Genomic DNA, 24,213 nt, shown 5'->3' on the forward strand with positions numbered 1-24,213 from the left:
TCAGTTGGAATTTGGATATTTGGTTTTGGGTCCTCGAGGCCGAACAGGAGTCCGATACCGTGCTGGAGCTTGAAAATGTGGTTCGAACCTTCGGTGCGCTGCGCGCCGTCGACGGTGTCAGCCTGCGCGTCCGCAAGGCGAGCATCACCGGGCTCATCGGCCCCAACGGTGCGGGCAAGACCACGCTGTTCAATACCATCGCGGGCAGTCACGGACCTGATGCGGGCGTGATCCGCTTGAACGATGCGCGCATCGACGGATTGCGACCCGACCAGGTGTTCCATCGTGGCCTGGGCCGCACCTTCCAGATTCCGCGGCCGCTCGGCACGCTGACAGTGCTCGAGAACATGCTGCTCGTGCCGGTCAACCAGAGCGGAGAGAAGTTCTGGAACACCTGGCTGCGTCGCGGCTGCATCCGCGTGCAAGACGCCGCCAACCTCGAGAAGGCGCGCGAGGTGATCGACTTCGTCGGCCTGTCGCACCTGGCCAATGAACCGGCGCGCGTGCTTTCGGGCGGCCAGCAGAAGCTGCTCGAGCTGGCGCGCATCCTGATGGTCGACCCCTCGATCATCCTGCTCGACGAACCCGCCGCCGGGGTCAATCCAGTGCTGCTCGAAAGCCTGGTCGAACGCATCCAGGCATTGCACCAGCGCGGCGTCACCTTTCTGCTGATCGAGCACAACATGGACATGGTGATGCAGCTGTGCAATCCGGTGATCGTGATGGCGCAGGGCAGGGTGGTCATGGAGGGCACGCCCGAGGCGGTGCGCACCGATCCGCGCGTGATCGACGCCTACCTGGGAGACCAGCCATGAGCGCGGCCGGTGCCCATCTTCTGGAAGCCGAATCGGTCGTGGCGGGCTACGTGCCCGACCTGCCGATCGTGCACGGTGTGAGCCTGGGCGTGGCGACGGGAGAGATCCTCGTCATCCTCGGCCCCAACGGCGCGGGCAAGTCGACGCTGGTCAAATCCTTGGCGGGCGTGGTCCCGATGTTCGGCGGCCGGGTCCGCCTGGCAGGCGAAGAGATCACCGGCACGCCGGCGCACCGCCTGTCCGCGCGCGGCGTCGGCTTCGTGCCACAGACCGGCAACGTCTTCACCTCGCTCACTGTCGACGAGAACCTGCGCATCGGCGGCTACCTGCTCAAAAGCGGTCTGCGCGAGCAACTCGACGCTGCCTACGCGCGCTTTCCCGACCTGGCCCAGCGTCGTCGGCACGCGGGCCATGCCCTGTCGGGCGGACAGCGGCAGATGCTCGCGATCGCCCGCGCGCTCATGACGGCACCACGGCTGCTGCTGCTCGACGAGCCCAGTGCCGGCCTGTCGCCGCTGATGGTCAGCGAGGTGTTCGCACAGGTGCGCAAGATCGCCGACAGCGGCATCGCGGTCCTGATGGTGGAGCAGAACGTCAAGGCCGGCTTGCGCATCGCCGATCGCGGCCTGATCCTGGTGAACGGCCGAGCGGCCCATACCGGGGCGGCGGCGCAGTTGAGCAACGACCCGCTGATCGCCCAGCTCTACCTCGGCAAGCATGCGGCGCCTCCGGCGGCTCATGCAGCGGCGGGAGTGGCGTCATGATCGCGCAGGCCATCGTCGACGGCTTCCTGAGCGGCGCGGTGGTGGCGCTGGGCGCCATCGGTGTCACCTTCAGCCTCGCCATCCTGCGCTTCGCGAACTTCTCGCATGGCGATCTGCTCTCGGTGGGCGGGTATGCAGCGCTGTTCGTGCTGCTGATCACGGGCAGCACGTTGCCCGGCGCCACCGGCGCCCTGAGCACGCCCATCGGTCCGTTCTCCTTCGGATGGGGCTTGCCGTTGGCGGTCGTGTTCGGCATCGCCGTGGCGGTGTCCATCTCGCTGCTGCTCGACCGGCTGGTCTACCGGCGACTGCGCAAACGCAGTGCCGATCCGTTGACGCTGGTGTTCGCCTCGTTCGGCCTCGCGCTTGTTCTGCGCAACATCCTGCTGCTGCTCTTCGGACCCGACCCCCACAACTACAGCAGCGAAATCCAGATGGCACTGCGCCTGCCGGGTCGCGTGCTGGTGATGCCCGACCAGGTGCTGGTGTTCGGTGTCACGCTCGCCGTGCTGGCGGTGCTGTGGCTCTTCCTGCAGCACACGCGCTACGGTATCGCCATGCGCTCGGTGGCCGAGAACCCGACGCTGTCGAGCATTGCCGGCATCGACATTGCCAGCACCGTGCGGCTCACGTGGATCGTCTCAGCCGCGCTGGCCGCGCTGGCCGGCATCTTCTATGGCGTGACGGTGCAGGTGCGCCCCGAGATGGGGCTCAACCTGCTGCTGCCACTCTTCACCGCCGCCATCATCGGCGGGGTTGGCAGCGTCACCGGAGCGGTGCTGGGCGCGCTGCTCATCAGCCTCTGCGAAAACCTGTTCACGCTCGTGATACCCAGCACCTACAAGCCGATGATCGCCTTCGTGCTGCTGCTGCTGGTGCTCTACTTCCGGCCGCAGGGCCTCATTGCGCCCAAAGGGCAAAGGTAGCGTACCGCCATGCTGTCGTACCTGATCTTCTTCGTCACCGTGGCCTCGATCCTCTCGATCGCCACGCTGGGGCTCAACCTCCAGTGGGGTGTCTCCGGCCAGTTCAACGCGGGCGTGGTGGGATTCGTCGCAGTGGGGGGCTACGGGATGGCCATCCTGACCATGCCGGTGAGCGAGCAACTGCTGGTCCGTCTTCACCTGCCCTTCGGCGTCGGCCTGGCCGCGAGCCTGGTGGTGTGCGCCCTGGTGGCGCTCCTGGTGGGGTTGGCGACCTTGCGCCTGCGCAGCGACTATCTGGCCATCGCGACCTTCGGCATCGCCACATCCATTCAGCTGCTGGCCAACAACCTCGAGCCGCTCACCGGCGGCTCACGGGGACTGGTCGGCATCCCGCGTCCGTTCGAGAGCCTCGGGCCTCGCGGCTTCGCGCTCGGCTACCTGGCGATGGTGCTGGTGCTGCTTGCAGCGGTGTACGCGGGCTTGCAGGCGCTCCTGAATTCGCCCTGGGGCCGGGTGCAGCGCGCGCTGCGCGAGGACGAGACCGTGTGCGCCGCGCTGGGCAAGAACGTGGTGCGCTTCCGGCTCACGGCCTTCGTGCTCGGCGCCATGCTGATGGGGCTGTCGGGAGCGTTGTACGCGGGATTCGTCGGTACCACCAGCCCCTCGGAGTTCATGCCGATCATGACCTTCCAGATCTGGGCCATGCTCATCGTCGGCGGCAGTGGCAACAACCGCGGGGCCATCGCGGGCACTTTCGTCATCTGGGGTCTGTGGACCTTCTCGGGCATTGCCATCGTCTCCTTGCTGCCGCCGAATCTGCAGGCACAAGGCGGCGCGCTGCAGGCAATCTTGATCGGGTTGATCCTGGTCGCGACGCTGCTGCTGCGGCCACGCGGCCTGCTCGGTGCAAGGCACGCCACGTGACGGCGCGCAAGCAGGTTTCTTTTTCTCTCACAGCAACCCAGGAGTTCGACATGAACGCTCTCAAACGATGGTTCGCGACCGGCGTCGCCCTGTGCGCGATGCTCGGCGCTGCAAACGCCTCGGCGCAAGACTGCCCCAAGCTGGGCGGTGTCCTGGCCCTCACTGGCGCTCAAGGCGCGATCGGCAAGGTGATCGCGGACGCCGGGAAGCTGGCCGTCGACCAGGTCAACAAGGCCGGCGGCGTCAAGGGCTGCCAAGTCGACTTTGCCTTGCGTGACGACACGAGCCAGCCCTCGGTCGGCGTCGATGCGGCGCGTTACCTGGTCGACGTGCAGAAGGTCTCGGCCGTCGTCGGCCTGGTCGGCAGCGGCACGGCGCTGGCGGTCGTCAACTCGGTGTCGGTGCCCAACAAAGTGCCGACCGTCGCCTGCTGCGCCGTCACGCCGTCGCTCACCAAGATGGCGCAGGAAGGCAAAACCGACGGCTACTTCTTCCGCACCATCCCGACCGCGCGCACCATGGCGCTGGCGCATGCGCAAGCGGTGATGGACAAGGGCTACAAGAAGACGGTCATCATGTACATCAACAACGACTTCGGCACCGGCGTGGCGCCGGACGCCAAGAAGGCCATCGAGAAGCTCGGCGGCAACGTGGTCGGCATGGTGGCCTACAACGAGAACCAGCCGTCCTACCGCTCCGAAGTGAACAAGGCGCTGGCGCTGGAGCCCGATTCCCTGGTGCTGGTCGGCCTGTCGCAGGACGGCACCATCATCCTGCGCGAATGGTTCTCGCTGGGTGGCACGCCCAACGTGATCCTGCACAACACGCTGCGTTCGATGGACGTCGTCAAGGGGATCGGCGAGCGCTTTCTGACCAAGGCCGTGGGTGTGGACAACGGTCAGGCCTCGGGCCCGACGGCCGATGCCTTCAACAAGGATTTCACGGCCGCCTACAACCGCCCCGCGGTCGGCCCCGGCCTGCACACCATGTACGACGCGGTGGCAGTGACCCTGCTGGCGATGCAGGCCGCGCCGAAGCTCGACGGCCCTTCGATTCGCGACGCTCTGCGGGCCGTGCAGGACCCGGCGGGCCTCGAGGTCGGCCCTGGCGTCGAAGGCCTGAAGAAGGGTCTGGATGCGCTCAAGGCCGGCAAGAAGATCCGCTACGTCGGCGCGACCGGGGGCTTCCGCTTCGACAAGAACGGTGACGTGACCGGCCCGATGCTGATCTGGAAGATCAGCAACGGCGAGATCGTGACCGAGAAGACCCTCACGCTCGAAGAGATGAACGCGCTCGAACAAAAGGTCGGGCTCTGAGCCCGGCACAGCAAAGGCCTTCCATGACCATCGAAACCATCACCCTGGCGCCGGGCTACACGGTCTCGCGCGTCGCCAAAGGCAATTGGCAACTTGCCGCCAAGCACGGCGCACCCTACGCGCAGGACGACGCCGTCGAGGACATGCGCCGCTATGTGGAAGCGGGCATCAATGCGTTCGACTGTGCCGACCACTACGTCGGCGTCGAGGACACCATCGGCCTGTTTCGTCGGCGCTATCCGGAACTCGGCAAGGCGTTGCGCGTGTCGACCAAGTACACCCCCGACATCGAGCTGATCCCGCATCTCACGCGCAAGGACGTCGAGACGGCGGTCGACACCTCGCTGCAGCGCCTGGGCGTCGAGCAACTCGATCTGGTGCAGTTCCACTGGTGGGACTACGAGGTGCCGGGGTGCCTGCAAGCAATGCAGTGGCTGCAGGAGTTCCAGAAGGCCGGCAAGATCGCGCATCTGGGCACGACCAACTTCAACGTCGCGCGGCTGCGCGAGATCGTCGACGGCGGCGTCACGCTGCTCACCAACCAGCTGCAGTATTCGCTGCTCGACCGCCGGCCTGAGAACGGGATGGTCGAGCTATGCCGCGAGCACGGCATCCAGCTGCTGTGCTATGGCACGGTGGCCGGGGGCTTCCTTTCCGACAAGTGGCTCGGCCAGCCGAGCCCGCCACCGCCGTTCGCGAACCGTTCGCTCATCAAGTACCGGCTCATCATCGAGGAGTTCGGCGGCTGGGAGGCCTACCAGGCCTTGCTGCGCACGCTCGACACGATCGCGAAGAAGCACGGCAGCAACATCGCCGCGGTGGCGGCGCGCTACGTGTTGGACAGGCCGCAGGTGGCGGCGGCGCTGGTGGGCGCGAAGGACTCACGCCATCTCGACGACACGCTGGCGATCTTCAGCCTTCGCTTCGATGCCGAAGACCTGGCAAGCCTGAGCGCGCTCTCGGACGCTGCACCCGGACCCGCCGGCGACTGCTACGACATCGAGCGCGACAAGGATGGCACCCACGCCAAGATCATGCAGATGAACCAGAACACGCACGGTGCGCCCGCCCACATCGACATGTCGCCTCCGATCGCCGCCATCGGCGCGCGTTCTTGATCCGCAACCCGAAGGAATCGCCATGAGCTCACTGAAGCATGACCCGACGCAGCAGGATGAATTCGAACTCTTCGATCTGCGTGTGGAGGTGGTGGAATCCGACAAGCCTTTCATCATGCATGTGAAGAAGGGCGACTATTTCGATGTCATCGGCGGGCGCGTGGTGCTGCCGCCGGACAACCCGAGCTTCTCGCTCTACGGTCTGCTGGCGGTGTTGCCCTTCATACCCGCCAAGCAGCGACCCACGCACCCCAACGACTGGATGACCTCCGACTGTCTGATCGCCAGCACGGACCCGGCCTGCGGTGCGCGCTTCAAGATCACGCGACTCGGAAAGCGCTCGTTGCACCACGGCGATTTCAGCGTGGTGCCGCTGGGCGAAACGAATGCCTGACACCTTGGGCTCCGTGTGACTGAGGCCACGCTCCAACGCAAGGTCGGCTTCTGTGCGCTGTGTCGGTCGCGTTGCGGCGCGCAGTACCTGGTGCAGGATGGACAGCTGGTGGGCGTGGAGCCGTGGGCAGAGCATCCAACCGGCGGCGCGCTGTGCGCCAAGGGTCGCGCGGCTCCGGAGTTGGTGTACCACCCGCAGCGCCTGCGCAAGCCCCTCAAGCGCACGCGGCCACGAGGCGATGACGAGCCGGGCTGGGTCGAGGTCTCATGGGACGATGCGCTGGCCGACATCGCCGCGCGGCTCGACGCCATCAAGCGCGAGAGCGGCGCCCACGCTGTTGCCTTCTCGAGCGCATCGCCCGGTGCCACTGCGCTGTCCGACAGCCTCGACTGGATCGAGCGCCTGATCTTCGCCTTCGGTAGTCCGAATTTCCTCACAGGCGTTGAGATCTGCAACTGGCACCGCGACTACACGCACGCCTTCACGTTCGGCGCCGGCATCGGCATGCCCGATTACGCGCGCTCGGACCTGATCCTGCTCTGGGGCTTCAACCCGGGCAACGTCTGGCTGGCGCAGGCGAATGCCGTTGCTGCGGCGCGCGCGCGCGGCGCACAACTGCTGGTGATCGACCCGGCGCGCACGCGTCACGCGCGCGACGCCGACCTCTGGCTGCGCCTGCAGCCTGGCACCGACGCCGCGCTGGCGCTCGGCCTTGCGCGCGGCCTGATCGAAGGCGGCCTTTACGACGATGATTTCGTGCGGAAGTGGAGCAATGCGCCACTTCTCGTGCGCGAGGACAACGGCGCCATCCTGACCGAGCGCGACCTGAACCCCTCGGCGCCGACCGACCTGCCGCTCGGATGGAGCCTCGCCCACCGATGCACGGTCCCGATCGACACCGCTGCAGCACTGCCGGGCGATCTGGCGCAGCAGCTTGCCTTGCGCGGCCGCTTCGAGGTGCCGTCGCCCATCGGTCCGCTCGGCTGCAGCCCCGCCTTCGAGCACTATGCGGCCGCCTGCAGCGACTACACGCCCGAGCACGTCGAGCAGGTGACCGGCATTCCTGCCGCGCAGGTCGATGCAGCCATCGCGGCCATCGGCAAGGCGCGTCGGATCAGTTATTTCTGCTGGACCGGCATCAGCCAGCACATCAACGCCACGCAGACGGACCGCGCCATCGCGCTGCTGTATGCACTCACCGGCAGCATCGATGCGCCGGGTGGCAACCTGCTGCTGGAGCGACAGCCCGTCAACCGTGCCAACGACCGCTCGTTGCTGCCGGACGCACAGGCGCGCCTTGCGCTGGGACTCGCCGAGCGTCCGCTCGGGCCGCCGGCCTACGGCTGGACATTGGGACGCGACTTCCACGATGCCGTGCTGACCGGTCAGCCGTACCGGGTGCGGGCGCTGGTCGGCTTCGGCGCCAACCTGCTGATGTCGCAAGCCGATACGCCTCGTTCCCGCGCCGCCTTGCAGGCGCTGGAGTTCCAGGTCCATTGCGACCTGTTCGAGACGCCGACCGGTCGCCATGCGGACTACTTGCTGCCGGTCAACACGCCGTGGGAACGCGAAGGGATGCGCGTCGGGTTCGAGATCGACGGTGCGGCCGAGGAGTTGATCCAGTTGCGCCAGCCGATCGTTGCGCAGGACAGCGGCAACGAGGCGCGTTCGGACCTCGAGATCGTGTTCGCCCTGGCCACGCGCCTGGGTCTCGGTGCGCAGTTCTTCGACGGCGACATCGAGCGCGCCTGGGACCACATGCTCTCGCCGATCGGCCTCACGACCGCGCAGCTGCGGAGCCGGCCCGAAGGCATCCGGGTGCCGGTGGCGCAGCCGCCGCGCAAATACGCCGAGGCGCTGGCCGACGGGTCGGTGCGCGGCTTCGCGACGCCGAGTCGTCGCATCGAGTTCTATTCGTCGCAATTGCGGGCCAATGGGTACCCCGCGGTGCCGCACGCGCGGGAGCCGCTTCGTACGGTGGCGCTTGACGCCCGAGAGTTGCAGGACTTTCCGCTCACGCTGAGTTGTGCCAAGAGCGGCTACTACTGCCAGAGCCAGCATCGCGGCCTTGCGTCGCTTCGCCGGCGAGAGCCCGAGCCACATGCGCGCCTGCATCCGGCGCTGGCGGCTGTGCGCGGCTTGGCCGAGGGCGACTGGTTCTTGGTGCGCACGCGCAACGGCCAGGCGCGCTTTCGCGTCCGATTCGACGAAGCGCTGGAGCCCCGCGTGGTCATGGCCAGCTTCGGCTGGTGGCAGGCCTGCGAAGACCTGGGCCTTACAGGCGGCGATCCGCTGGCTCATGGTCACAGCCATTTCAACGCGCTCGTCAGCACGGAGCACATGGATGCGCTATCGGGCTCCATTGCGCTGCGTGCATTCCCGTGCCAAATCGAGGCGGACCGCTCCGTTCGGGGCCGCGCCTGGACGGGCTGGAAGGTCTTCGAAGCACGGGCGATCGGGCGCACGGGGGGCGATGTGCTTGAGCTCGAGCTCACACCGCAGGACGACAGCCCGTTGCCTGGGTACCTCCCAGGGCAGCATGTGCCATTGGTCTTCGAGACCGGGCCTCTGCGGCTCGAGCGCAGCTATTCCCTCATCGGTGCAGCAAACGTGGACGGGGTGCGCAGCTATCGCATCGGGGTCAAACGCAATTCGCTGAATGACGGGTTGTCGGTGCGCCTGCACGACGCGCTCGCCGACGGTACCGCCGCGTCGGTGACCGTGGCGCTCCAGACACCGCGCGGCCGCTTCCTGCTCCCATTGGCGCATTCGGTGCCGGTGGTGCTGGTGGCGGCTGGCATTGGCATCACGCCGTTTCTTTCGATGCTGGAGACGCTGGCGGCAAGCGGGGTTCCGCCGCAGTCACCGATCGTGCTCCTCTACGGCAGCCGCGACGGCGCAAACCACGCCTTTGCGTCCCGCCTGGCCGCGTTGGCAGAACTACTGCCGAACCTGCGCATCGTCAATGTCTACAGCCGGCCGCGCGAGGTGGATCTGGCAGGGCGCGATTTCGAGCATGCAGGCCGCATTGGTGCGTACCTGGTGCCGCCGTCGTTGATCGAGCAGCAAGCCCGCTTTTACATGTGCGGTCCCGAAGCGATGATGAGCAGCATGAAAGCCGACCTGCTGGCTCGCGGCGTGCAGCGCTTCGCGATCTTCCAAGAAAGCTTTCAGCCGTCCATCCTGCTCGATGCGCTGGCCGGACCCTTCGACGTTTCCTTCATGCGCACCGGTCTGACCGTGCAGTGGACGGCGGTCGACGGCAGTCTGCTCGACCTGGCAGCGCGGCACGGCCTGTCGTTGCCCCGTGGCTGCCGTGTCGGCCAATGCGAGAGCTGCATGCTGCGCGTAGTCTCTGGACTCATTCAGCATCCTGTCGACGTCGAGCTCGCGGAGGAGGGCACCTGCCTGAGCTGCGTCGCCACCCCCCTGAGTGACGTGGTCATCGATGCCTGAATACAAACCGCAGCCCGAACGGCGTCTCGGCATGATCGGGTTCGGCCGCATAGCATCGCCCGTCATCGATTGTTGGAACGACGGTGGCCTGCCGGGCTGGACTGTCGCCGGTGTGCTCGCGCGCCGATCGCGGCAGCGCGGCTCCGTATGGAGCACTGACGATGCGGATGCTTTCTTCAGCAAGCCCTTCGACCTGATCATCGAAGCGGCCGGCCCGTCTGCGCTGGCTGCTCACGGCGAACGGGCGCTGCGGTTGGCCGATGTATGGACCGTCAGTGCCGCGGCGCTCGCCGATGTCACGCTGTTCGATGCGTTGCACGTTGCCGGCGTCCGGACCGGCCATCGCCTGCGGGTGATGCCGGGCGCCATCGCGGGCCTCGACGGCGTCGCCATGGCCTCGGTGGACCCGGCGGCCGAGCTACGGCTCGACATCGACCTGCTGCCGGGGCCGGGCCCACGCGCGCTGGTGTTCTCGGGCAGCGTCCGCGAGGCTGCCATGCGCTTCCCCGACAGCGTCAACGTGGCCGCGGCCGCCGCGCTGGCCGGCCCTGGCCTTGATAGGGCGCAAATCAATGTCTACCACCCGGGTCCGGTGCCGCGACACCGTCTGACACTGAGCATCACAAGTTGCTTCGGCATCGTGCATGCGTCGGTCGAGCCGCTGCGCGGCCCCGGCGTTCACCCCGTTGCGGCCTGCCTGATCGCCGCCTTGCGCGCCGAGTCGCGGTCGATCTGGAGCGGCTGAGTCAGCTGTTCGCGTTTGGATGGTGGGAGATGGCTCAGGAGCGGACACTTGATACGCGGTGCCGCCAGCTTCTGAGCGCGCCTCGCTCCCCGTCGTCACGCAGCCGAGTCCAAGGTTTGGATTCGTGGGTAGCTGCGTGGGCGGTCGGCATTCGTAGGCCGAGGCGCCCCATGGGAAAGTCGACGGGTTCGTAGGCCACAAACAGACTGATTGCTGTCCCTCAATGCCGTTCGGTCCATGCGCATCGAGGGAGACCAGCGCCGTCGAGTGCTTCATGCAGACGAATCGACGCCGTTCCGGAGAGAGGGCCGCTCGACCTCGCCAAGACCCTTGTTCGTGGACGAGTGCCCGCACTACTCATATGACTCATGCAGCGCATGTAGGTGTTCGATGCATTTCTCGCGTTAGCACCATACCGCACCCCTATCGGGCCCGATGCACGCGCGACCCGCGCGAGGTCGGTCGGCCCGGCGCGAGCTCAGGACTTCAACCCGCTGGCGGTCGCCCGACGTTGTTTTTGCATGGCCTTCATGCGCTTGTCCGCGAAGACACCGAGGGCGGTCATGACACCCAATGCGGCGAGCTTGGGGAGAAGAGCGGAGAAGGCTCTGGACACGCGGAGGTCAACTTCTTGCTGCATCTCGGCGGAACGTGCCAAGCCCGCGTAATCGGGCAGCGGTGCCGATGGAAGTCGCTTCGCTTCTGCTTCAACCCGTGATTCCGGTGCAGTCGGTCCGGAGGCTGCCGATCCATGCTCCATCGCATAGACCTTGGTGAACTCTGCGCCCAGGAGAAATATCTGCGCTGCATAGTAGACCCAGGCGAGCAGCAACACCAACGACCCGGCGCCCGCGAATGAGTTCGCCATGCCGCTCTTGCCCAAGTACAGGCCGATCAGAGCCTTGCCGATTTCGAACAGCACAGCGGTGACGATCGCGCCCATCCAGACGTCGCGCCATTCGACTTTTGTCGTTGGCATGAACTTGAAGATCATCGCAAAGAGGACCGTGGTCACACCAATCGACACCACCATGTTCAGGGCCTGCAGGAGGATCTCCTGCCCCGGCACCAGTCCTCCGATGAAGTTGCCGAACGCCGCGAGGCCGGTGCTGACCAACAGCGACACCATCAGGAGGAAGGCGAGGCCGAGGATCAGTCCGAACGAGAAGACGCGCGCCCTCAGGATGCCCCAGATGCCACTGGGCTTCTGCGATTCAGGCACATGCCAGATGCGGTCCAGGGCACTTTGAAGTTCACCGAATACGCTCGTCGCACCGATCACCAATACCGCAATGCTTATCGCGGCGGCCAGAATTCCATCGCCACTGATGGCGGCGCTCTTGACCATTCCCTGCACCGCCCTGGCGGATTCCTCGCCGACCATGCCGGACAGCTGGCTCGCGATCTGCCCCTGGACGGCTTCCGCACCGAAGGCCAGACCAGCCACCGCAATCACAAGTACCAGCAATGGCGCGAGCGAGAACATCGTGTAGTAGGAGATGGCTGCGCCCATGCTCGGTGCGAAGTCGTCGGACCACGCCACCACCGCCTTCTTGCAGATACCGGCCCATTGGGATAGCTTCATTCAGAACTTTCGAGATGCCTGGTCAGCGGGCGAATGCCGCGCTGCGCATGGTGGTATACGCCGACGGGATCCGGGCGGGTTGCAAAGGTGATCGCAGGCACCATGCGGTTGATCGCTCGCTCAAAGCGAAGATGCTTCCGCTCACACCCATCCGGTGTGGGACTGCGCGCCGACCGAACCCCGGCGGTTGCAGTGGTCGGCTGATTTATTCAGGCCCGCAAAGGATGCGCCAAAAAGAATCGCAGCATCTCGGCGCTCGCATCAGCACCGGCGGGGTTGGTGTAGCTTCCTCGCGAGCTACCGCCCGACCAGGCGTGCCCCGCGTTGTGCAACTGCCAATATTCGGCTGTGCTTCGCCCGGCCTCGTCGGCGTAGACCGTGCGGGTGTAGCGTTGCCCCTTGCCGGAATGCCCCTCCGCGGTGCGCGCGGACGGCATCCTTCCAGTTGCCTGCCCGGTCGTCAGGCGGGCCGATTCGATGATCGCGGCGCCATTGCTGACGTGCACCGTGGCATCCGCATCGCCGTGGAAGACGATGGTCGGAGGCACTGAACCGCTGGATCCCCCGGCGGGCGCCGAGGCGCTGCCGCTGCGCATGGCGGCAAGTGCGGTCATGACATCTTTCGCTGAGCCACTGGGCAAGCCCGAATGGACCCCGACAGCAGCGAACACGTCCGGATAGCAGCGCCCGACGATGTCCGCCATGGCCCCTCCAGCAGACAGTCCCGCCACGAAGACGCGCGCCGCGTCAACGTGATGCTCAGCCGTGATCGATTGCGCCAGGGCCGCCAGCACTGCGGGCTCGCCCCGTCCGCGCTGCTGATGTTGTGGCTTGAACCAGTTCCAGCATTTCTGTGCGTTGGCATGCTGGGTTTGCTCGGGATAGAGCACGACGACCCCAAGGTCGCGCGCTAGGGCATTCATCTGCGTGCCCGCCGCGAAGTCGGCAGCGCCCTGTGTGCAGCCGTGCAGCATCAGCACCATGGGGCGTGGCGCGACTGTGCCGGTTGCGCCGGGCGGCAGATAGAGCTTGTACGCCAGCGTGCGCCCTTGGTGCGTGAAGCTGCCGTCGATCCACCGTTCTTCATGAGGGCTATCAACTTCGACCGAATGCGGGTCGACCTTTTCTTCCACCACGCCGCCGGACTGGCTGTCGGGCTGGGTCTGCTCCACGATCTCGGGAGGCGGGTCGATCACTCGAGTCAGACCGTCGAGTACCAAGGCTTCGCCCGACGGCATCGAGGCGCGCGCAGCGGGCGGAGGTGTCGCAGGGTCGCTGACACCGAACACTTCGGAAGCGCCTCCCCGCAGGGCGCGCTGGATCGCTTGCGTCGCCTCCTGGAGTTGCCCATTTCGGGTCAGTTCAGTCGCCTTGATCATCAGTTGTTGGAGCAAATCGTTCATGAGGTTCTTTCGTGGGTTTAGTGAATTCGGCCGGCGAGCGCAGTCTTGACAGCGCTGCTTGCCTGCAGCGCTCCGAGCACAGTGATGGATTCGATGGCAGCCAAGGCCAATTCGGGGGTCACGTCGTGACCGAAGCTTGCGAGACCGAGCACACGGATCTGCAGCTTCTGCCCCGAAGCTCGTGCGGCTTCGAGATCGGCCGCGGAGAAGTGTTGGAGGCCGAGCACCAGCAGCTTTCGGGCAACTGCCTGCTTGAGGGCATGGCCGTGTGCGGCCAGCTGGTTGCGAATGGCGGTGCGGATGAAATCCGTCCGATTCGCGTAGAAGCTCTCGGCGACCAGGAGGTCGATGTGACCGAGATCGACAAAGCCCAGGTTGATGGTGATCTTTTCGGAGTCGGCTACCTTGGTGGGAAGCCGAACGACAGTGTTTGAAGTCATGCCGCCATCCTAGCACCATCCAATGGGATGGTGTCAGGATGGTTTTGGGCTGGACACCTAATTCTGGCCAGGCTCGCGGCGAGCGAGCTCAGAAGCGAGGCAACGCGCGACTGAGTACTTCCGTGCCGCAGTAGGGCCCCGCGGCTCGCCCAGCGCCAGGTAGGCGTTCACGTCTGGTGTCGTGACTTTTCGACCTGCGCCGTTGATAAGGCGGGTTGCGTAGGCGCTCTTGAAAATTGGTGCGCGGTTCCTACTTCGTTGATCGGAAGCGCCGGAGACGCCTCCGGCGCTCTGTTCAACCTGAATGGAGGTACTCGCCATGTATCGATCACTTTTCCCGCGTGACCTGTTCGCCGAGATGGATCGCCTGCAGCGCGATATGCAGCAGGCCCTGGACCCGTCTCCCACCATTCGTGGCCTCGGTCGCGGCTTCCCAGCCCTGAACGTCGGGGGCACGCCCCAGACTTTGGAGATCTATGCGTTCGCCCCTGGCCTGGACCCGGATGCTCTGGAGGTCACACTCGACCGAGGTATCTTGACCATTGCCGGCAAGCGTGAACCCTTGCAACCCGGCGACGAAGCAGACGTTGCGGTTCATATCAGCGAACGGTTCGAAGGACCGTTCCGTCGGGTGATAGCCCTCTCGGAAGATGCCGACCCGGAGGCGCTCACCGCCACTTACCGGGACGGCGTACTGCGAGTCACCGTCCAACGCCGCGCATCGAGCCAGCCCCGACGCGTCGCCATTCAGTGAAAGGAGCCATCATCATGAACGACCTTGAAACCCGAAAGCCCGGCACCCTGGGTGCGATGGCAAGGGACACCTCTGCTTACAGCGCGGCGGCTCTGACGCCAGCCGTCGACGTGGTGGAAGACAGCACGGGCATCACGCTCCACGCAGACCTGCCAGGGGTGTCCAAGGACAAGCTGCAGATCCAAACCGAAGCGGACACGCTCACGATCGAGGCCGAACTCGATCTCCCGGTGCCGGAGGGCCTTCAATCCACTCATACCGAGGTGGCTTTGGGACGCTTTCGCCGAACGTTCAGGCTGAGCCAGGAACTGGATCCCTCCAATGTGACGGCAAAGCTCGTGCAGGGCGTGTTGATTCTGAAGATTCCCAAAGCTGAGCATGCGCAGCCAAGGCGCATCCACGTGGACGGGTAAACGGCAAGTAGGTCGGCCACCGACAACAACTTGTCGGTGGCGCCGACCCGAGCCGCGGCGAGCGCGCGATAGTCTTACGCGCGCTGATTCGAAGCATAAGAGGAGATGCCATGTCCGTTGAATTCTTGAGGCAGATTGCTGCCACGCCCCTTCCCAAGTCGTTCAACGTGGCCAAGGATATTGATGCGATCCAGATCCTGCGCGAGGCCGGCTTGGTGCTTGCACTAATGGATGAGCCCCCCGAGTGCGCCGCCAGGGTCCTTGCGATTACGGCGAAGGGCCGCGACGAGCTCATGCGGTTTCACTACCCTGACGACCACCGCCCGAGCCAAAGCACCCCCAAGGGCAATTGGCTGCTTCTGGCCGCGCAGCGCGCGCGACAAGCCATGAAGCGAGCGGACTCGTCCGGCAGACGCGGCGCCTCCTAGGACTGTCGACCACTGAAGACGGCCTCAGCCCAACCCTTGCAGCTGATGGCGAACCTCGCCCCGATGACGGATGTTTCGACTCGCGACGGCGCAGTGGGCCGCGGGGCGCCGGCGCTTGCGCCGGATCGATTTCCTGTCCTGGAACTGCTGATGGCTATCGTGCAATTGATGGGTCCGACCGCAATTCCGAGGCTGCTCTCGCGATCGCTTCATCGGGAGGGGCATCGCGTTAGGGGTGCGAGAACCTCATCGCGTGCGCCACCCAAGAACCGGAAGGGGGTCCCGAGGTCGGCTGCGTTCTCGTCAACACCGATGTCCCCGAAAACCTGAAGGCGCTTCCCGGCTTGCTGGCGTACGCCGCCACCCACGGGGTCGCCGCGGTCGTCCTCGCGACGCGCCCGGGCCCTGCCGACAGCATCGCCGCGATGAACGTTGGCGTCTCGGACTTCCTGATCAAACCCGTCGCGGAACCCGTGCTGCGCGAGGCCGTCGAGATGGCTCTTGTGAGCGGTCGCAGGCAGCACAGCAGGGCGTCCAGAATTGCCTTCCTAAAGGAACGATATGGATCCCTGACCCAACAGGAACGGGTGGTCGCGCGATTTGTCTGGGAAGGCCATCGCAACAGGGACATCGCAGAAAAGCTCGGCGTTGCCGAGCGCACCATTAAGAACCATAGGTTGGCATTGCGGAGACTGGCCGTTGATTCCGTGCCCGATCTGGTTCACGCCTTCTCGCTACTGGACTTCGACGACCCGCCTTGCGGCGCGTCGTTCGCAGGAGCCAACGTTCAAGATGGATAGCAGGGTCGACGCCACCGACGATGGATCGCTTCCGCTGTCCCACCTGCCGTCGACTGGAGTCGACGACTGACAGGAGGGCCCGCAGCGGTCCTTGCGACTGCTCCGAAGCGCCGCCGCGCTCGCGTCACCGATGCAGCTTGCGGCAGGATGCAGTCCCACTTGCCCTGTGCTCGACGAAGGGCGCTTGCCATGCGCGAGGAGGTGCGGAGCCCGCGCGACACCGAAGCAGGGCGATTCGTGCTCCGCCTGTTTTCGGAAGAACACGTCCGCGCTCCGCGCGGTGCCTGAGGGCCTTCTCAGGTCTTCGCCGACTTCTTCGGCGCTCTACTCGCTGCCTGCAGGGCTGCCGCCTGCGCAGCGTGCTTCTCGGCACGCGAGGGCCTATGGGCCTTGCCAGCCTTGGCCTTCTTGGCCTCCTTGGGCTCCTTCTGTTCCTTGGGCTTCTCCTTGGCCTGAGGGTGGTGCGTCCTCACCAGCTTGTCGACGGCCTTCGCCCTCGGCTGCTGCGCTTGCGCTTGGCGCTTTGCACGCTCCTCTTTGAGCAGGCGGCGCTCCTCGACCAGCGCCTGTTCGGCTTCGGACGGCTCATGGTCCGCCCCCAGCGAGTGGACGCGGTCCATGGTCGCCTGGTGAAGCTTCGCGCCGTTCCTCGCGATGCGGTGGGTCAGCGATGCGATGCGAATAGGCATGTTGCGATCCTCGTGGTGGGTGGAAGACCAATGTAGGCCAGCCAGCCGCGTCCTGCCAATCGATTTGTATGGCTTCGACCCTGCGGCGGCAGTGAATTTCTGCTGCCGGAGCAAGGGCTGTTGCCAATGCCTGCTTCTGGCCCCGACAGTTCCGGTTTGCGGGCCAAGTTCGAGGTCGCCTTCTGCTGCTGCACAGCTGCGGTACGACGGGCGCTGTCGAACGGCAGGGCAGGGCAGCGGATTCAACCGGTCGATGCAACACATTCGCCGAACATCTACAGCGGGTGTTTGGAAGCCGAGCGTCTTGCGCGGCCTCTCGTTCAATTGTCTCGCGATCGCGTTGAGTTGAAGCTGTGAGAACCCGGAGATGTCCATGCCCTTCGGCATGTACCGCCCGAGCAATCCATTCGTGTTCTCGTTGCTTCCGCGCTGCCATGGTTCCGGCCAAGGCAAGCGTGGCCACAGTGGATAAGCCGGCGATCAAGCTGCTGCCTCGCGGCCACCGTCAGAAGCCGATCGCCGCCAGCGCTTAGACCGCAGTGGACGGGAACGGATGGCATGCGGCTGCTGTGCCTCGGATACCGGCGCAGATCGAGCTGAACCGTCGGGAGCGCCTTCGCCTTCGATCCCGGGCCGAGCTTTCCGCCGGACCGCGATGGGTCTGGAGGTTGCGGACAGGTCAGTGCAGGGGCGCTGGAAGAGGTTCGCAAGGCCTACGCCGCCCACCCGGCGGAGGCGAAATAGCTTCGCGACTCGCCGCGCGACTGCGCACCATGGCCACGGGAAACGGGGTTCTCCTCCCACACCTTCCCGACCTGCGTAACGGTGCCGCAAGCCACGGCCTACAAGACGAAGTCGCCCCTGCACACACGGGCTTCGGTTCAAAGCTGTCATGATGAGGCTCTCGTTGCCGCGCGATCTGAAGGTGCTGGCATACGGGCTCGATGCCCTGAGCAAGCCGCGCAGCATGCGCCGCTTTCGATTGGTTCCCGATAACAAGTCGCACCTCTTCCACCATGTCCCACCTCGAAATCGTCGAACCCCGAGAGGCTAGCGAAGAAGTGTGCGCACTCTACCTAGACTTCCAACGTCGCATGGGATTTCCCTCCGCGCCGAACTTCATCAAGGTCCAAGGCCACTCCCTGGCCGCGGCGAGCGGAACCTGGGGGCTCGTTCAGAACACACTCGTAGGCGGGTCGCTTCCACGCACCCTGAAGGAGATGGTCTTCGCTGCTATCTCCGCCGATCGCAAGTGCCAGTATTGCGAAGCTGCCCACCTCGCATGCTGCCGGATGCTCGGAGTCGACGAGGAGACGCTCGAGAAGCTGTCGACCAACGTTGAAGACGTCGATCCCGTCAAGGCACGTGACATCATCAAGTTTGGCATCAAGTGCGCCCGCCAACCTCAGGCCCTGACCAAGCTTGACTTTGACCATCTCCGCTCCCACAGCTTGCGGGAGTCGGAGATCATGGAGCTCATCTCCATGTCCGCCCTGGCGGTCTACGCGAATATCGTCGCCGACGCCACCGCCGTGCCGCCTGACGAGATGTTCGGTCAGCTCTAAGTCGTGGACAAATTGCGCGAGATCACCCGGCTGAATCTTGCGCTCGAGCTGGTCTCCGAGTGCGCAGGGCTCGTCGACGCCGACGCGGTTGCTCGCGTCGTTGGCGAGCGGATGCGCTGGCTCTTCGACTTCGACGCTTGCGTGCTTGCCCTGCGGGTTGGCGGCGCGGATCGTTGGCTTTCGATGCGCTCCGGCGACGAGGGACTGGCCGTCATGGCGCATGATCACATTTGCCCAACTCGCGGCCTGGCTGAAAAGGCCATGGCGTCGGGTTCCCCGGCCGCATCCGGCCAGCCCATGTTTGCTCTCGCCTATCCCCTTGGAAATGTGGCGCAGCCGCTAGGGGCGCTATGCATCGAAGGCTCGAGTGCCTATTCGAATCGCGACTTGCGCTTTTTGCACCACGTGTGCTCCGGCCTGGGAACGGCCCTCGTGCGCATCGAGCAGTCCGATCATTTGGCTTCCGTCCAGGCACTGACCGCCGCCCGCGACCGGGCAGCGAGCGACGAGGCGCGGGCCGCCAATGACGCCAAAGACACCTTCCTGGCCATGCTGGGGCACGAGCTGCGCAACCCTCTGGCGCCGATCCTTGCTGCCGTCGAACTGGTCCGTCGCGACCCCTCGGGCCCGACGCTCGCACGCGTCGAAATCGTTGAACGGCAAGCGCGCCATCTCGACCGCCTCGTCGGCGACTTGCTCGATGTGTCTCGCGTCACCTCCGGCAAGATCAACTTGCGGCGCTCGGCGGTCGACCTGCGCGACGTGGCGGCGAAGGCAGCTGAGATGGCTCGGCCTCGGATGTTGGGCAAGAGCCAAGATTTGACGATGGATATGCCGGAGTTCCCTGTGATGGTCGACGGTGACGAGGCGCGCTTGACCCAAGTTGCCTGCAACCTCCTCAACAACGCATCGGCCTACAGCCCGAAAGGCGCACACGTCGAGCTGCTTCTCCGGAACGGCGTCGGAGAGGCCCTGCTGGAGGTGCGGGACGAGGGCATCGGCATTGCCCCCGAACTCCTTGGCAGCATCTTCGAGCTGTTTGTTCAGGGTGGTCGTAGCAAAGAAGTGGCGCCCGGCGGCCTCGGGTTGGGACTCGGGGTGTCCCGCGCGCTCATCAACCTGCACAGAGGCACCATCTCGGCGTCGAGCGAGGGCGAAGGTCTCGGCAGCGTGTTCCGGGTCGCTTTGCCGCTTCTACCTGTCCGCGCACCGGAGCTCGCGCCGGCAGCTTCCGAGATGGGTGAGCCGGCGCCGGCGGACGTATTGCGAATCCCGCGAAGAATCCTGCTGGTTGATGACAATAGGGACGCGGCTGACTCGACCGGCGAGTTGCTGAGAGACTTCGGTCACGAAGTGCTCGTCGCCTACGGGCCGGTCGAGGCGCTCGCCTCTGCAATCGCCTTCGCTCCGGAGGTCGCAGTCCTGGACATCGGCTTGCAGGTCATGGATGGCTACGAGCTCGCCCGGGAGCTGCACAAGCGCCTAGGCTCTGGCGCGCCAGCGATGATCGCGCTTTCAGGCTACGGCCAGGAGCGCGATCGCAAGCGATCCGCCGAGAGCGGTTTCGCGGCCCACTTGGTGAAGCCCGTGGGCCTGTCCGAGCTGCTCGCCAACATTCAGGGCGCTCGCGCCCGCGCGGCCTTCTGAAGGTATGGCGCAACTGCCGCGATACCGGCATCGATTCCGGACCGCTGCGCCGTGTCGAGTGGCTCAGGCGGCGGCCTCGCTTTCCACACCCTGTACACCTGCCAGCATCGCGTTGAGCCGCAGCGCGTCGCCGGCGGACTCGCCGGCTGCGGAATTGTCGAAGATGCACCAGCAGTGTTCGGCGCCCGCCGCCGCCGCCGCCAGCCGCGGCGCGAGCAAGCTGAGTAGGCTGTCCTCGTAACGTGACCAGTACATGCGCGGCGACCCGTGCAGCCGCAGGTAGACGGTCTGCGGCCATCCACCCGGTGCCGTTCCCGCCTCATGTCGCACCGGGTCCGCCAGCACGCGGCCGAAGCGCCAGCTCGCGAGCAGCGCATCGACTTCCGGCGTGAACCAGCTGACATGACGCGGCTCAATTGCCACCGGTCCTGCGTAGCGCCGGCGCAGCGCTGCGCCGAAGCGGCCCGCCACACGCGAGTCGAAGGCCAAGCTGGGTGGGAGCTGAACCAGCAGGCAGCGCAGTCGCTCGCCGAGGCCCTGGACCTGATCCCAGAACACATCGAATGCCGGCATTGCGCGAACCAGGCGCAGCTCGTGTGTGATGGCCTGCGGGAGTTTGACGCTGAAGGCAAAGTCGGGTGGCGTGCTCCCTGCCCAGCGCTCGTAGGTCTGCCAGCGATGCGACCGGTAGAACGAACTGTTGATCTCTACGGCATGGAAGCGGCTGGCATATCGGGCAAGGTGCGAGGGCCCCGCGTCGAACGCGGACGCGAAGGCGGGCGGCATGTTCCATCCCGCGCAACCAAGATGGAGCCGGCGACCACGCGACGCAGCAGGGCCGGCGCCGCGCGTTGCGTGAGCGCTCATGGATCCATCTCGTGGATTGTTCATCTAACCTTTCGTCGACCGACGGCCGCCGATCGACTGTGGCGTGCGCGGCCGACGCCTGCGCGAAGCGCCAGCCTCGACTTCGGGTCGCCTATGTCCTACGCCTTCGCGTCCTTCGACATTTGCATGCATGTCTACCGCGCCGTCGCTCGCCTCCCTGGCGTAGGCATGACGTCGCGCGCCCAAAACCGGCAGAGGAGGAAGAGAGGAAAGGCAGAGAAAAGGAGGGCTTGCGGAAATGTCGAACATGCAGCGCACGTGATCGCTAAGCGATCGACCTACAACTCTTCGAACGTGTTGTCGCGCTGCGTTTCGCTCGACCATTCATCGATGAAGTTGCAGGCCCTCGAATCGAGGGCCCAGCCAATGCAGGCCGGATCCATGCCTTCGCTCGGGATCGCGATGCATAGCCTGCACGTGCCTCGGTAATGCAGATCGGCATGCGCCGGACTCCTGCTCGAGCCAGTGGCTTCGACATGAACGGACCAGCCGCGGTATTCGAAGTCCGCGCCTCTGTCGGAGTGTGTCGTTTCGGGTGCCTCCTTGCGTGCAGGATGCTTCGTTCGGCTTCTCGGCCCGGCCACGCCTTCCCGTCCCCACGCCGGCACAGTGATGGACGCGTTGCGAGGCGATTCTGTGGACCACAGTGAATTCTTCGGGGGATGCGTCTGCGGAACCGCCCGTTGCGGTCTCACACACTACGTTGCCTTGAAAAGAGGGGGGCCCGTTGCACGCGTTGGATGGGTGCCCGGACGAACGTGATTCCCACGGATGAGGAAACCGCCAAGGTTCTTCTTGAAATGAGCCTTGTTGTTGACGCTGACCGCTAGTCTCTGGTGAGGAGGCTCGCGCGTATCTGGTCGCCCGCCGTCTCATCTTCGCTGCCGTAGCCATCGCCGAGCACCGCGCATTCAGCGACCACGCTTTCAGCGAAAATCTGAACAGCGGCCGGAATTGCGTCGCCGGCTTTGAGAAGGCCAGACATCACAGCCAGATCGGCGAAAACCTCGATGCGGTCGCGATTGGTTTCCATTGGGAAATCCTACGCCTGGCACGGCCGGTGTCGCCACCGCGTGTGTAAGTCTTGTTTCACTCGCGGGGAGCTTGAGAACGGAAGCCGAGCGAGGAAGACGACGAATGTGAACGTAATACTTAGGTGCACCTCTCGGTTGAGGGTGTACGAGAGAATTCGCGGTCAACCTCGCAGCTCAGCTTGCGCGCGCCGTCCTTGATCCTCGATGTGTACGTGGTCCATGCCTACCTCGATCCGCCGAATCGCGATCTGTGTCGATGAGATCAAGGACCACGGGTACCGCTGGAACTCCCAGTGGACTGAGATCCAAGCGGCCGAGGAGGCGAAGGCGACTTACCGGGGAAGCTAAGGCGGGCGATCGGTTGAACCTTGCAAGTCATGGGCGGCGATTTGGACAAGTGGCCCTGCGAAGTCGCAGAAGCGGAGCCGCTAGGCTGTCGACAGCCGCTTTGGCTTTGGTGACCTGCCACCTAGAAGGCTTTTGCTCCTTGCAACTCGCGCTCGCGCGCCGCGCGAACTCAGATCCACGAAACACGTACCCGCTGGCCTCACCGGGCTTTGCGGTGCCTGTGCGGACAGACTCGAAGCGTTTCTCCAGCTCTGCGGACCTTGTCGACCACGAGGTCCGCGCTGGCATGCGATGCGTGTGGCCTCTATTGGATAGTTGGTGAGTTCGCCCATGTCTGTGAATGCGCGTGACGGGATGCCGCACAACACGCGAATGGCAAGCTCCATGTTCAATGCTCCAAGCGCAGCAGTGGGAGGACGCATGGGCCTGAGGTTGCGGTCCGATTGGTGGGAGTCGCGCTAAAGAAATCCGGATGGCGTTCAAGGTCTGCTCGCAGTTGTGCCTGTCGTCCCCGACACGCGGATCACCCAGCCGGAACTGGATCGACGCGGTGGAGCTTGAAGGGTTGCGACACCAATGGCATGTCAGCGGTCAAAGGTGCCTGCACCATCGCCGGCGTGCAGGGTTCTGAAGGCACTGTGAGCGCCACACCCGCCCCCCCGTCGACCCGATCGGCGTTGGACCGTCGGTCCACCACGGCCGCCTCCGTGTCTGCTTGCCTCATGTCGGCGAACAGCGACCAAGCTGTCATGAACAACGCCGCAATGACCGGGCCGAGAACGAAACCATTGATACCGAAGATTGCCATGCCCCCGATGGTGGACATCAGGACGATGTAGTCGGGCATCTGCGTTTCCTTGCCGACCAGAAGGGGGCGCAACAAGTTGTCGATCAAGCCGATCACCACAACACAGAACGCGATGAGACCAACGCCCTTGAGCACGGAACCGATGGCGAGCAGGTACAGCGCCACAGGCAGCCAGATCAGGGCTGCGCCAATGGCGGGCAACAGCGACAGGAACGCCATGAGGACTCCCCAGACGAGCGCGCCCTGCACTCCGAGGAACCAGAAGGCCAGGCCGCCAAGTCCCCCCTGCACGACCGCCACGGCGACGTTTCCCTTGATGGTGGCGCGCGTCACGGTCGTGAACTTGTTCAGCAAGTAGTGCGTGTGGGGCTTGGCGAGAGGAAAGGCATCGCGCACTGTCTTCGACAACTCCGTGCCGTCGCGCAGCATGAAGAAGAGCAGATAGAGCATCACCCCAAAGCTCACGACAAACTCGAACGTGTTCTGCCCGACGCTGAGCGCTCGGGCTGCGAGCAACTGACTGCCTTGGGCCGCCAGGCCTTCGATCCGCTGCTGGATGCCCGTCATGTTGCCGAGGCCGAAGCGGTTCATCAGATTCGTCAGCCAGCGTGGGAAGGCGGCGACGATCTGCTCGAAATAGGCGGCGAAGTTCAACTGTCCCGACTGGATCTTGTCGCTCAACACCATGATGTCCTGCACCAGGGAAGCGCCGACAGCGGCGAGGGGCAACACGACAACCACCGTACACAGCAGAAGCGTCACCAACGCCGCGAGCGACCTGCGTCGGCCCATGGCTTTGCTCAGCCTCCTGTACAACGGACTGAAAAGGATGGCCAAGGCGATCGCCCACATCACCGCGCCGAAGAACGGTTGCAGGATCCATAGGAATCCGATGGTCACTCCTGCAAGCAGGATGAAGAAGACGGTGCGCTGCACACTGGCGGTGTTCATCG

General features: G+C 65.1%; 22 protein-coding genes and 1 pseudogene. 15 read left to right on the forward strand and 8 right to left on the reverse strand.

Translation table 11 applies throughout. From position 1 onward, the window contains the following. The first annotated feature begins 59 nt into the window (after positions 1-59). The 9 genes from QTI04_RS15270 to QTI04_RS15310 are packed head-to-tail and all read left to right on the forward strand — an operon-like array spanning position 60 to position 10,458. Complete coding sequence (locus QTI04_RS15270; protein WP_286605608.1) at positions 60-815, forward strand: ABC transporter ATP-binding protein; 756 nt, start codon at positions 60-62, stop codon at positions 813-815. Then, positions 812-1,579 carry an ABC transporter ATP-binding protein gene (locus tag QTI04_RS15275; RefSeq protein WP_286616347.1) on the forward strand — a complete coding sequence of 256 codons (768 nt, stop codon included), beginning with the start codon at positions 812-814 and terminating at the stop codon, positions 1,577-1,579. Before QTI04_RS15270 ends, QTI04_RS15275 begins: the two co-directional genes overlap by 4 nt. Beyond that, positions 1,576-2,505: a branched-chain amino acid ABC transporter permease gene (locus tag QTI04_RS15280; RefSeq protein ID WP_286605610.1), complete on the forward strand. Its 930-nt coding sequence runs from the start codon at positions 1,576-1,578 to the stop codon at positions 2,503-2,505. The genes QTI04_RS15275 and QTI04_RS15280 overlap by 4 nt, the downstream gene beginning before the upstream one ends. 9 nt (positions 2,506-2,514) lie before the next feature. Continuing rightward, positions 2,515-3,429, forward strand: a complete 915-nt coding sequence (locus tag QTI04_RS15285; protein ID WP_286616348.1) for a branched-chain amino acid ABC transporter permease — start codon at positions 2,515-2,517, stop codon at positions 3,427-3,429. Between the two features lie 50 nt (positions 3,430-3,479). Then, on the forward strand, positions 3,480-4,745 hold the full coding sequence (locus QTI04_RS15290; RefSeq protein ID WP_286605614.1) for an ABC transporter substrate-binding protein: 1,266 nt from the start codon (positions 3,480-3,482) through the stop codon (positions 4,743-4,745). Between the two features lie 23 nt (positions 4,746-4,768). Beyond that, positions 4,769-5,863, forward strand: a complete 1,095-nt coding sequence (locus QTI04_RS15295) for an aldo/keto reductase (RefSeq protein ID WP_286616349.1) — start codon at positions 4,769-4,771, stop codon at positions 5,861-5,863. A 22-nt stretch (positions 5,864-5,885) separates the two neighbouring features. Continuing rightward, positions 5,886-6,257, forward strand: coding sequence for a TIGR04076 family protein (locus tag QTI04_RS15300; RefSeq protein ID WP_286605617.1), 372 nt, complete (start codon positions 5,886-5,888; stop codon positions 6,255-6,257). Positions 6,258-6,272: 15 nt separating this feature from the next. Beyond that, on the forward strand, positions 6,273-9,713 hold the full coding sequence (locus QTI04_RS15305; protein ID WP_286616350.1) for a molybdopterin-dependent oxidoreductase: 3,441 nt from the start codon (positions 6,273-6,275) through the stop codon (positions 9,711-9,713). Next, positions 9,706-10,458 (forward strand): aspartate dehydrogenase domain-containing protein, encoded by a 753-nt coding sequence (locus QTI04_RS15310; RefSeq protein WP_286616351.1) that lies wholly within the window; start codon positions 9,706-9,708, stop codon positions 10,456-10,458. Before QTI04_RS15305 ends, QTI04_RS15310 begins: the two co-directional genes overlap by 8 nt. 478 nt (positions 10,459-10,936) lie before the next feature. On the opposite strand, the gene QTI04_RS15315 is transcribed toward QTI04_RS15310, so the two are convergent. The 3 genes from QTI04_RS15315 to QTI04_RS15325 form a co-directional block, all read right to left on the reverse strand. Continuing rightward, positions 10,937-12,001, reverse strand: a complete 1,065-nt coding sequence (locus QTI04_RS15315; protein ID WP_286616352.1) for a YihY/virulence factor BrkB family protein — start codon at positions 11,999-12,001, stop codon at positions 10,937-10,939. Positions 12,002-12,252: 251 nt separating this feature from the next. Next, positions 12,253-13,332 (reverse strand): PHB depolymerase family esterase, encoded by a 1,080-nt coding sequence (locus tag QTI04_RS15320; protein WP_336621891.1) that lies wholly within the window; start codon positions 13,330-13,332, stop codon positions 12,253-12,255. Between the two features lie 131 nt (positions 13,333-13,463). Continuing rightward, positions 13,464-13,886, reverse strand: a complete 423-nt coding sequence (locus tag QTI04_RS15325; RefSeq protein WP_286616354.1) for a CopG family transcriptional regulator — start codon at positions 13,884-13,886, stop codon at positions 13,464-13,466. Positions 13,887-14,205: 319 nt separating this feature from the next. On the opposite strand from QTI04_RS15325, the gene QTI04_RS15330 reads away from it, so the two are divergent. From QTI04_RS15330 to QTI04_RS15345, 4 genes are all read left to right on the forward strand, one after another. Next, complete coding sequence (locus QTI04_RS15330) at positions 14,206-14,640, forward strand: Hsp20/alpha crystallin family protein (RefSeq protein ID WP_286616355.1); 435 nt, start codon at positions 14,206-14,208, stop codon at positions 14,638-14,640. 14 nt (positions 14,641-14,654) lie between these two features. After that, a complete protein-coding gene (locus tag QTI04_RS15335) occupies positions 14,655-15,053 on the forward strand; it encodes an Hsp20/alpha crystallin family protein (protein WP_286616356.1) in 399 nt (132 codons plus the stop codon). A 110-nt stretch (positions 15,054-15,163) separates the two neighbouring features. Next, positions 15,164-15,481: a hypothetical protein gene (locus QTI04_RS15340; RefSeq protein ID WP_286616357.1), complete on the forward strand. Its 318-nt coding sequence runs from the start codon at positions 15,164-15,166 to the stop codon at positions 15,479-15,481. A gap of 344 nt (positions 15,482-15,825) precedes the next feature. Further along, entirely contained in the window at positions 15,826-16,281 is a 456-nt protein-coding gene (locus QTI04_RS15345) for a response regulator transcription factor (RefSeq protein WP_286616358.1), read from the forward strand. 296 nt (positions 16,282-16,577) lie between these two features. Here the strand turns inward: QTI04_RS15345 and QTI04_RS15350 are convergent, their stop codons facing one another. Beyond that, entirely contained in the window at positions 16,578-16,970 is a 393-nt protein-coding gene (locus tag QTI04_RS15350) for a hypothetical protein (RefSeq protein WP_286605761.1), read from the reverse strand. A 242-nt stretch (positions 16,971-17,212) separates the two neighbouring features. Next, positions 17,213-17,408 (reverse strand): annotated as a pseudogene (locus tag QTI04_RS15355) (transposase); the annotation flags it as partial. Between the two features lie 656 nt (positions 17,409-18,064). Between QTI04_RS15355 and QTI04_RS15360 the strand changes: the two are divergent. Together QTI04_RS15360 and QTI04_RS15365 are read left to right on the forward strand one after the other, a co-directional pair. Beyond that, positions 18,065-18,535 carry a carboxymuconolactone decarboxylase family protein gene (locus tag QTI04_RS15360; RefSeq protein WP_286605763.1) on the forward strand — a complete coding sequence of 157 codons (471 nt, stop codon included), beginning with the start codon at positions 18,065-18,067 and terminating at the stop codon, positions 18,533-18,535. Between the two features lie 3 nt (positions 18,536-18,538). Beyond that, complete coding sequence (locus QTI04_RS15365) at positions 18,539-20,182, forward strand: hybrid sensor histidine kinase/response regulator (RefSeq protein WP_286616359.1); 1,644 nt, start codon at positions 18,539-18,541, stop codon at positions 20,180-20,182. 63 nt (positions 20,183-20,245) lie between these two features. Here the strand turns inward: QTI04_RS15365 and QTI04_RS15370 are convergent, their stop codons facing one another. The 3 genes from QTI04_RS15370 to QTI04_RS15380 form a co-directional block, all read right to left on the reverse strand. Then, a complete protein-coding gene (locus QTI04_RS15370) occupies positions 20,246-21,049 on the reverse strand; it encodes a DUF72 domain-containing protein (RefSeq protein ID WP_286616360.1) in 804 nt (267 codons plus the stop codon). An 847-nt stretch (positions 21,050-21,896) separates the two neighbouring features. Continuing rightward, entirely contained in the window at positions 21,897-22,103 is a 207-nt protein-coding gene (locus tag QTI04_RS15375; protein WP_286616361.1) for a hypothetical protein, read from the reverse strand. Between the two features lie 872 nt (positions 22,104-22,975). Continuing rightward, positions 22,976-24,211, reverse strand: coding sequence for an AI-2E family transporter (locus tag QTI04_RS15380; protein WP_286616362.1), 1,236 nt, complete (start codon positions 24,209-24,211; stop codon positions 22,976-22,978). Positions 24,212-24,213: the final 2 nt, after the last annotated feature.

It is taken from the genome of Variovorax sp. J22R115, assembly GCF_030317005.1.
Lineage (GTDB): Bacteria > Pseudomonadota > Gammaproteobacteria > Burkholderiales > Burkholderiaceae_C > Variovorax.